At 29.3% G+C, this 9,130-nt stretch carries 9 protein-coding genes; 7 read left to right on the top strand and 2 right to left on the bottom strand.

Annotation, left to right across the window (positions count from 1 at the left end; all coding sequences use genetic code 11):
* Nucleotides 1-238 precede the first annotated feature (238 nt).
* The 7 genes from I4U58_RS10740 to I4U58_RS10710 all read left to right on the top strand — a co-directional run bounded on the left by I4U58_RS10740 (nt 239) and on the right by I4U58_RS10710 (nt 7,733).
* Nucleotides 239-1,102 (top strand): transporter substrate-binding domain-containing protein, encoded by an 864-nt coding sequence (locus I4U58_RS10740; protein ID WP_195931345.1) that lies wholly within the window; start codon nt 239-241, stop codon nt 1,100-1,102.
* Nucleotides 1,103-1,174: 72 nt separating this feature from the next.
* A complete protein-coding gene (locus I4U58_RS10735) occupies nt 1,175-1,933 on the top strand; it encodes an amino acid ABC transporter permease (RefSeq protein WP_195931344.1) in 759 nt (252 codons plus the stop codon).
* 20 nt (nt 1,934-1,953) lie between these two features.
* Nucleotides 1,954-2,691, top strand: coding sequence for an amino acid ABC transporter ATP-binding protein (locus tag I4U58_RS10730; RefSeq protein WP_195931343.1), 738 nt, complete (start codon nt 1,954-1,956; stop codon nt 2,689-2,691).
* A 354-nt stretch (nt 2,692-3,045) separates the two neighbouring features.
* On the top strand, nt 3,046-3,984 hold the full coding sequence (locus I4U58_RS10725; protein WP_195931342.1) for an NAD-dependent epimerase/dehydratase family protein: 939 nt from the start codon (nt 3,046-3,048) through the stop codon (nt 3,982-3,984).
* Between the two features lie 138 nt (nt 3,985-4,122).
* The gene (locus I4U58_RS10720; RefSeq protein ID WP_195931341.1) at nt 4,123-4,578 is read left to right on the top strand and encodes an S-ribosylhomocysteine lyase; all 456 of its coding nucleotides are present in this window, start codon (nt 4,123-4,125) and stop codon (nt 4,576-4,578) included.
* 70 nt (nt 4,579-4,648) lie between these two features.
* On the top strand, nt 4,649-5,374 hold the full coding sequence (locus I4U58_RS10715) for a vitamin B12 dependent-methionine synthase activation domain-containing protein (RefSeq protein WP_195931340.1): 726 nt from the start codon (nt 4,649-4,651) through the stop codon (nt 5,372-5,374).
* Nucleotides 5,346-7,733 carry a homocysteine S-methyltransferase family protein gene (locus I4U58_RS10710; RefSeq protein WP_343003979.1) on the top strand — a complete coding sequence of 796 codons (2,388 nt, stop codon included), beginning with the start codon at nt 5,346-5,348 and terminating at the stop codon, nt 7,731-7,733. Before I4U58_RS10715 ends, I4U58_RS10710 begins: the two co-directional genes overlap by 29 nt.
* A 227-nt stretch (nt 7,734-7,960) precedes the next feature.
* Here I4U58_RS10710 and I4U58_RS10705 read toward each other — a convergent pair whose 3' ends face one another.
* Nucleotides 7,961-8,527, bottom strand: coding sequence for a chromate transporter (locus I4U58_RS10705; protein ID WP_195931338.1), 567 nt, complete (start codon nt 8,525-8,527; stop codon nt 7,961-7,963).
* Nucleotides 8,521-9,069 carry a chromate transporter gene (locus tag I4U58_RS10700; RefSeq protein WP_195931337.1) on the bottom strand — a complete coding sequence of 183 codons (549 nt, stop codon included), beginning with the start codon at nt 9,067-9,069 and terminating at the stop codon, nt 8,521-8,523. The genes I4U58_RS10705 and I4U58_RS10700 overlap by 7 nt, the downstream gene beginning before the upstream one ends.
* Nucleotides 9,070-9,130: the final 61 nt, after the last annotated feature.

Below are 9,130 nucleotides of genomic sequence, written 5' to 3'. Positions count from 1 at the left end.
AAAAATTTGGTTTATAATATTGAAAAAAATTCGCCATAGTGATAGAATTTTAGTAATTTTAATAAATGGAATATAGTGGAAAAATAATTCAGAAGAGGGATTATTTTAAGAGTGGTTTCATAAATATTTACTATTGAGTTGAGGAAGATAAGATTTGTAAAGTTTGATGAGAGGATTCTTTGAGATATATTTTAAAATTTATTAAAATTCGGCGGATAAACAAAAGGGGGAATTTTTTATGAAAAAAAGAATATCGTTATTATTAGTAATGGTAATGTCATTAGCAATGATGTTAACAGGATGTAGTTCATCAAATAATGCATCATCTAATGCTTCGAGTGGTTCATCTAGTTCAAACAGTGATGATGAATTTAGAGTAGGTATGGAATGTGGTTATGCTCCATTTAACTGGACTCAATCTGATGACTCAAATGGAGGGGTAAAAATCCAAGGAAATGATGAATATGCAGGTGGATATGATGTTCAAATAGCTCAAAAAATAGCTGATGGATTAGGAAAAAAATTAGTTATAGTTAAAACTGAATGGGATGGATTAGTTCCAGCAGTACAATCAGGAAAGATAGACGCAATAATTGCTGGTATGTCTCCAACTGCTGAACGTAAAAAAACTATAGATTTTACAGATGTATATTATACTTCTGACTTAGTTATGGTTGTAAAAAAAGGTGGAAAATATGAAAATGCAACAAAATTAAGTGATTTTAAAGGTGCTACTATAACAGGACAATTAAACACTTTCCACTATACGGTAATTGATCAAATTGAAGGTGCTAAAAAAGATACTGCTATGGATAATTTCCCAGCAATGAGGGTAGCATTAGAATCAGGAAAAATAGATGGATATGTATCTGAACGTCCAGAAGGTGTAAGCGCTACAGCAGCAAATGATAATTTTGCTATGGTTGAATTTGCTAAAGGTCAAGGTTTTAAAACTTCTGCTGAAGATACAGCTATAGCTGTAGGTTTAGCAAAAGATAGTCCTTTAAAAGACAAAATAAATAAAATACTAGCAGGAATATCAGAAGATGAACGTAAAGATTTAATGGATCAAGCAATAAAAAATCAACCAGCATCAAAATAACTAGTAAAAATTTTAGTAAAGACCGGTTGTATAAATACAGTCGGTCTTTAGATGTGATTAAGGGGGAAAAATATGAGTTCGGAGTGGATTATACAAATTGCATCTCAAAACTGGAAAAGTTTTTTAACTGGTGCAGAAATGACATTATATATATCTTTAATAGGTACTGTGATAGGTTCTATAATTGGTATGTTGATAGGTGTTGTAAGAACTATACCAAAGGGAGACAAAGGGGCTAAAAAGGTATTTTTAACAATAATAAATGCAATATTAAATGCATATGTTGAATTTTTCAGAGGAACGCCAATGATAGTTCAAGCTATGGTTATTTATTATGGTTCTGATTTAGCTTTTGGAATTGATATGGATAGAACTTTCGCAGCAATATTTATAGTTTCTATAAATACAGGGGCATATATGGCAGAGATAGTTCGTGGAGGAATTATATCTATAGATAAGGGGCAATTTGAGGCTGCACAGGCTATTGGTATGAATCACATCCAAACAATGATAAATGTAGTATTACCTCAAGTTATAAGAAATATATTACCAGCTACAGGTAATGAATTTGTAATCAACATAAAAGATACATCAGTACTTAATGTTATAGGTGTAACAGAACTTTACTTTACAACAAAATCAATTGCAGGAAATAACTTCAGATATTTTGAATCATTCTTCATAACATGTATAGTTTATTTCATAATGACATTTACTATCACGAGAATATTACGTTTTGTAGAAAAGAAATTAGATGGACCTGAAAATTACAATATGACAGGAAATCAGATGCAAGTTCAAAAACCTGAAGATGCATTAAACAAAGCATAATAAATAGTGGAGGAAATAATATGGAAAATGTAATTGAAGTTAAACATTTAAATAAATCTTTTGGAACGCATGAAGTTTTAAAAGATATAGATTTTTCTGTTGAAAAAGGTGAAGTTGTTTGTATAATAGGTTCTTCTGGTTCAGGAAAATCAACACTTCTTCGTTGTATCAATTTATTAGAAATACCAAGTGGTGGAGAGATAATATATAACGGAGAAAATATATTAGACGAAAAACACGACATCTATAAATACCGTACAAAGTTAGGAATGGTATTCCAACAATTTAATTTATTTAATAATCATAATGTTTTAGGAAATTGCACTGTTGGACAAATTAAAGTATTAAAACGCTCAAAACAAGAAGCAGAAGAAGTAGCTATGAAATATTTAAAAATAGTTGGTATGGAGCAATTTATAAATGCTAAACCAAAGCAATTGTCAGGTGGACAAAAGCAACGTGTTGCCATTGCAAGAGCTTTATCTATGGAACCTGATGTTATACTATTTGATGAGCCGACTTCTGCGCTTGACCCAGAAATGGTAGGAGAAGTTTTAAAAGTAATGAAAGAATTAGCTGATTCGGGTCTTACAATGTTAGTTGTTACTCATGAAATGGGATTTGCAAAAGAGGTCTCTGATAGAGTCGTATTTATGGATAAAGGAGTAATAGCTGAAGAAGGAAGTCCAGAACAAATATTTAATAATCCTGTGCAAGAGAGAACTCGTGAATTCTTAAAACGTACTTTAAACAAATAGTAATTTTAAATTTAGACTTATGCAATTATTCTATTAAGACTCGACTAGAAAAAGGATTAGTAGTATTAAAAAAATAAATTAGATAAAATTTAATAGACTTGAAAAATAAAGATAAAATAGTATTAGAAGGGCGTAAAATGTAGCGCCCTTTTTGCTATTTTTATATAAAAGTTAAATAAAAATAAATAACTATTTAAATGAATGTAAATTATAGTGAAAGAAATTGTGCATTTTTCTAAAAAAAATACACAGATAATTTTAATAATACAATAAAAATATTACAATATATGGTATTATTAAAGTGGCGTTACTTTTAAACTCAATAAATTTTTATCCATAAGGGGGGAATAAAAAATGGAGTCAGTTTTAATTATGGGAGGAAGCGATTTTATTGGCAAATCACTTGCTAAATATTTTATAAAACATAGACATAAGGTTGATGTTTTGACAACTGGAAGTATTGATTATGAAGGTGTAAATAAACATTTATTGTGTGATAGAAAGAATTTAGATGAATTAGAAAATGCCTTAAATGGAAATGAATACACATATATTTATGATATGACAGCATTTTTTAAATCAGAAATAGAGGGCTTATTTAAATTTGTAAACCGAAAAAACTTAAAAAAATATGTTGTACTGTCTTCTTCCGCAGTATATAAAAAATCAGAAAAATATATATCAGAAGATGATGAAAAAGGGATTAATCCTGCCTGGGGGCAGTATGGAATTGAAAAAGTACAAGCAGAAAGTTATATTATAAATAGTGATATACCTTACATAATAATAAGACCAACTCACATTTATGGACCAGAAAATAATTTATATAGGGAGACTTATTTTTTTGATAGAATAAGAGAAGGGAAGGCTATTCCAGTACCTAGTGATAAAAATGAACCTGTAGTAAATCAATTTATATATATAGATGATTTCGTAAGGATTTTATATAGTTTGATAAAAAATGATAAAGTTAGAGAAGTATATAATGTTGCAACTCCTCAACGTATCACGTGGAAGAAACTAATAGAAACATGTGGCGAAGTAGTCGGAAAAGAACCTATAATAAAATATGTAGATTCGGATAAAATAAAGATAAAAGAAAGAAGTTATTTTCCATTTAAAAATACTAGTTGCGTGCTAGAAATTGAAAAATTGATAGACCATGGTCTCTATATACCTAATATAATGCTAGAAAAGGGGCTCAGAAAAACATACGAATGGTATATCAAAAATAAACCTAAGATGGATGATAAAGAAATGCATGAAGTAGATCAGGTTTTAAAGATAGTGTAAATTAGTATTGAAATACCAGTTTTATTTACAAAAAACGGTAATTAATATATAATTTAAATATATTTGGATATTATAACGTCTAAAGAAAGTCTTTAGGCGTTTTTCTATATTAAAAACTATAAAAAAGGAGAGATTCAAATGGAAAAAGTAGAAAGTTTTAAATTAGATCATAATAAGGTAAAAGCACCTTTTGTGAGAAAATGCTGTGTATTAGAAGGTAAAATGGGGGATAAGGTAAGTAAATTTGATTTAAGATTTTTACAACCAAATAAAGAAGCTTTCGGAACAGCTGCTATGCATGGATTAGAACATTTATTAGCAACATATTTAAGAGAAGAATTAGATGATGTTATAGATTTATCTCCAATGGGATGCAGAACAGGTTTCTATTTAGTAATGTGGGGAGATGTCGATGCAAAAACAATAAAAGAAGGGCTAGAAAGAGCATTAGAAAAAGTTTTAAAAGCTGACAAGATGATAGCTGCGACTTCTGTTGAATGTGGAAACTATAGAGATTTATCATTATTTGGTGCAAAAGAATATGCTAAATATGTGTTAGAACAAGGATTCTCACTAAATATATATGGTGAATAATTAGAATATTTAAAATAAATAATACAAAGTTTGGAAAAAATATATCAATATGTATATGGAGAAATAAAAAATGATAGGAAGTCAAGAAAATATAATATCTAATGTATCATTAGACAAATTAGAGGTACTTAGATATTTAGGTCACAATGGTCAAGAAATTGATTCAGATTTAAATCTTAGAATAAATGAATGTATTAAAGAAACAAAAAAAGAGATTGATACAAAATATATTTATGAAATATATGATATAAAAAATGATTTAGATTTAAATACAATTGAATTTAAAAATACAAACTTAATATTAAAAAGTAAAGATGTAAGTGAATTGCTTAAGGATTGTGATAAATGTGTATTGATGTGTGCGACTCTTGGATTTAATATCGAAAAAAATATACGAAGATATAGCTACAATGACCTTACAAAAGGAATTATAGTAGATGCATGTGCTACGACTTCAATTGAAGAGATTTGTGATTTAATACAGGATAATATACTTCAACAAATGTCTAAGGAAGGTAAATCTCTTACTATGAGATATAGCCCTGGATATGGGGATTTAGATATAAGTGCTAATAAAGACATATTACAAGTATTAGATGCACATAAAAGAATTGGTGTAACAGTTACCAATACTGGAATAATGATTCCTAGAAAATCAGTAGTAGCATTAATTGGCATAACAAATAAAAAAATAGCAAAAGTTAAGCGAACATGTGAAAATTGTTCTAATAGATTTAACTGTGAATATAGAAGAAAGGCTGATGGTTGTGGAAGTAAGACAATATATACAAGATAATATATTAATATTTGACGGAGCAATGGGTACAATGCTTCAAAAAAAAGGCCTACAAGTAGGTGAAAATACTGAAGTATTTGGGTACGAAAATCCTGATATATTAGTTGATATACATAAAGAATATTATGAAGCAGGATCAAATGTTGCAACTACTAATACTTTTGGATGCAATGAGTTAAAGCTGCCACAAGGGTATGATTTAGAAAAAGTAATTGATTCAGCAGTAAAAGCTGCAAAAAAAGCGGCATCTTTAGTTAATAATGACAATGAAAAATATGTAGCTTTAGATATCGGTCCAATTGGTGAAATGTTAGAGCCTATGGGAACACTTAGTTTTGATAGAGCGTATGAAATATTTAAAAGACAAATGATTCAAGGGGAAAAATCAGGTGCAGATATAATTGTAATAGAAACTATGATGGATTTATATGAAATAAAGGCGGCTTTATTAGCAGCAAAAGAAAATACAAATCTACCTGTTTTCTGTACTATGACTTTTGATGAAAATGGAAGAAGTTTTACAGGATGTTTACCAGAAAGTATGGTAGTTACATTACAAGGATTAGGAGCAGATGCAGTAGGGGTTAACTGCTCACTAGGGCCAGACTTATTATTACCAATAGTAGAAAAAATACTTACAAGAGCAACTATACCAGTAATGGTACAAGCAAATGCAGGCTTACCATGTATCAAATGTGGTGAAGCTGTATATGATATGACGGCAGAACAATTTTTAAGCGGTGCATCTAAGTTTGTAAAAATGGGTGCAAAAATTATAGGTGGATGTTGTGGTACAAATCCTGAATTTATAAAAGCTTTATCACAAAATATAAAAAATGTAGAAGTCAAACCAATCGAAAAGAATTTAGAATGTGTGGTTTGCTCTCCATCAAAAATTGTTGAGATAACAGGACCAACAGTAATGGGAGAAAGATTAAATCCAACAGGAAGAAAACCGCTACAAGATGCATTAATAAGTGGAAATTTAGATTATGTTGTTAGTTTAGGTCTTGATCAAGTTGAGGAAGGCGCTGAAATATTAAACATGAATGTAGGTCTTCCTGAAATAGACGAAAAAGCTATGATGCCAAAAGTTATAAAGACATTACAAGAGATTATAAACGTACCGATACAGATTGACTCATCTAACGCGGACGCATTAGAACAAGGACTTAGATATTATAACGGAAGAACAATTGTAAACTCAGTAAATGGCAAAGAAGAATCACTAAATAAAATACTTCCTCTTGCACAAAAATATGGAGCTGGCTTAGTAGGATTAACATTAGATGAAGCTGGAATACCTAAAACAGCAGAAGGAAGATTTGAAATAGCTAAAAAAATTGTTGAAAGAGCAGAAAGTTATGGAATAAGAAGACAAGATATATTTATAGACTGTTTATCTTTAACAGTATCAGCACAACAAGAAGAAGCTATGGAAACTATAAAAGCTATTAGAATGGTAAAAGAAAACCTAGGTTGTAAAACTATTTTAGGGGTTTCTAATATATCATTTGGAGTTCCAAATAGAAAAGCACTAAACTCAACATTTTTAAATTTAGCACTAGGTGCTGGGCTTGATTTAGCGATAATAAATACATCAGAACCTGTTATGATGGAATCTATGTATGCATATAGAGTGATAAACAATATAGACAAAGGTTGCGAAAAATATATAGAAAAATATATGGATAATACAACTATATCAATCAACAAAACATCTAACAATAACCAAAAAGATATGTCTTTAGATATGTTAGTTGAAAGAGGATTAAAAGAAGAAACGAAAGAATTAACATATAAGTTGCTTGAAGAATATGATGGACATTATATTTTAGACGAAATGTTAATACCTGCTCTTGATAAAATTGGAGTAAAATATGACAAAGGAGAAATATTCTTACCTCAAATGATTCAAGCAGCAGAAACAATAAAAGTAGCATTAAACATCATAAAAGATAAGTTAAATGCTAATATTGATAATACAAATGGAACAAAAGGTAAAATAATAATTGCTACAGTAAAAGGCGATATACATGATATCGGTAAAAATATCGTAAAAATCATGCTAGAAAATTATGGATATGAAGTTATCGATTTAGGAAAAGATGTTCCAATTGAGACAGTAGTAGAAACTGCTAAAAAACAAAACATAAAGCTAATCGGATTAAGCGCCCTAATGACAACAACTGTACAGAATATGAAGGATACAATACAAGCTATAAAAGATGCTGGCATTGATGCAAAGGTTATAGTTGGGGGTGCAGTTTTAACAGAAGAATATGCAAAAAAAATAAATGCAGACTACTATGCAAAAGACGCAAAAAGCTCTGTTGAGATAGCAAAACTCACTTTTTAAAAAATAATGTGGAAATCAAGTATAAAAGTATGTTAAAATATAAAAGATATTTAAGGGGAACAAATTTATTTTTTCCCCTTAAATAATGTAGCAAAATATGCTACTATATTGAATATAGGTCATTAATTTAGAAATTTATATAAATTTTAATTAATGATGTTAAATTAAAAATTTCTCGTCAACACAAAAAGAGGCTATATAATAGCCTCTTTTTGTTTTGCAAAAATTTAAAATGATAATAAAATACCAACTACTGCTGATAAAGCAATATATATAACTGGATGTTTATTTGTATATTTTATTAAGAAGAATAAAATAAATGCAAAAATAATTGATTTAAAGTTAAATAAATCGACAAATTTGGATGTAATATTATATTTATCTAAATAAAACATAGTTATTTCTACAACGCCCCAGCAAGCACCTACTATTAGACCAGTCGAAGTTGGTCTTATTGTATGAAAAACAGCCTCTACATATGGATTTTGTTTGAACTTCTTTAAGAATTTAGAAATAATAACTATAATAACTAATGCTGGACAAATTAATCCCAAAGTAGCAACTATTGATCCGACTACGCCTGATACTGAAAAACCTACATAAGTAGCCATATTTACTCCTAATGGTCCTGGAGTAGATTCTGATACAGCTATCATATTAGTTAAATCATTTTTTGAAAACCAACCAGTTGTTTCACTTATATTATATAAAAATGGCATTGTAGCAAGTCCGCCACCTACTGCGAAAAGACCTGTTTTAAAAAATTCGAAAAATAATCTCAAAAGTGTTAACATTCCTCTTTACCTCCCCTAAATTTATAAATTAGAGCTCCTATAAGACCAGAAATAATAATATAAATGATAGGAGATAGACTAGTTACTATTGATAATAGTGAAACTGCTATAAAAATTGCGAAAGTAAGTTTATCGACTACAGATTTTTTGCTAAGTTTAATTATGGCATTTAAGATTAATACACATACACAAACTCTAACACCATTAAATGCATGAATTACAATTGGTAAATCAGCAAAATTGCTTAAAAATGCAGCTATAAGAGTAATTATTACTACTGATGGTGTTACTACTCCTAAAGTTGCTATAACTCCTCCTATAAAACCAGCCATTTTATATCCTATAAAAGTAGCAACATTTACAGCTATAACACCAGGCGTACATTGACCGATAGCGTAATAGTCCATTAATTCTTCTTCTGTTGCCCACTTTTTATTTTCAGCAACTTCTCTTTGTAATATTGGTAACATTGCATAACCTCCACCAAATGTTAACCCTCCGATTCTGGCAAAGGTTAAAAATAAGTCGAGTAAAATATTCATACCTTAAAATCCCCTTCCTAAAGTTTATATGAAAATTTTAGCATAGTTATATATATATTAA

Source organism: Clostridium sp. 1001270J_160509_D11 (assembly GCF_015667935.1).
Classification (GTDB): Bacteria; Bacillota; Clostridia; order Peptostreptococcales; family Peptostreptococcaceae; genus Intestinibacter.
Note: the sequence above shows the minus strand (reverse complement) of the source record. Positions and strands in the feature narration are given on the sequence as shown.

What these genes read in the sequence shown, in the direction of transcription:
- I4U58_RS10740 (WP_195931345.1), top strand. Translation starts at nt 239, where the DNA reads ATGAAAAAAAGAATATCGTTATTATTAGTAATGGTAATGTCATTAGCA.
- I4U58_RS10735 (WP_195931344.1), top strand. Translation starts at nt 1,175, where the DNA reads ATGAGTTCGGAGTGGATTATACAAATTGCATCTCAAAACTGGAAAAGT.
- I4U58_RS10730 (WP_195931343.1), top strand. Translation starts at nt 1,954, where the DNA reads ATGGAAAATGTAATTGAAGTTAAACATTTAAATAAATCTTTTGGAACG.
- I4U58_RS10725 (WP_195931342.1), top strand. Translation starts at nt 3,046, where the DNA reads ATGGAGTCAGTTTTAATTATGGGAGGAAGCGATTTTATTGGCAAATCA.
- I4U58_RS10720 (WP_195931341.1), top strand. Translation starts at nt 4,123, where the DNA reads ATGGAAAAAGTAGAAAGTTTTAAATTAGATCATAATAAGGTAAAAGCA.
- I4U58_RS10715 (WP_195931340.1), top strand. Translation starts at nt 4,649, where the DNA reads ATGATAGGAAGTCAAGAAAATATAATATCTAATGTATCATTAGACAAA.
- I4U58_RS10705 (WP_195931338.1), bottom strand. Translation starts at nt 8,527, where the DNA reads ATGTTAACACTTTTGAGATTATTTTTCGAATTTTTTAAAACAGGTCTT.
- I4U58_RS10700 (WP_195931337.1), bottom strand. Translation starts at nt 9,069, where the DNA reads ATGAATATTTTACTCGACTTATTTTTAACCTTTGCCAGAATCGGAGGG.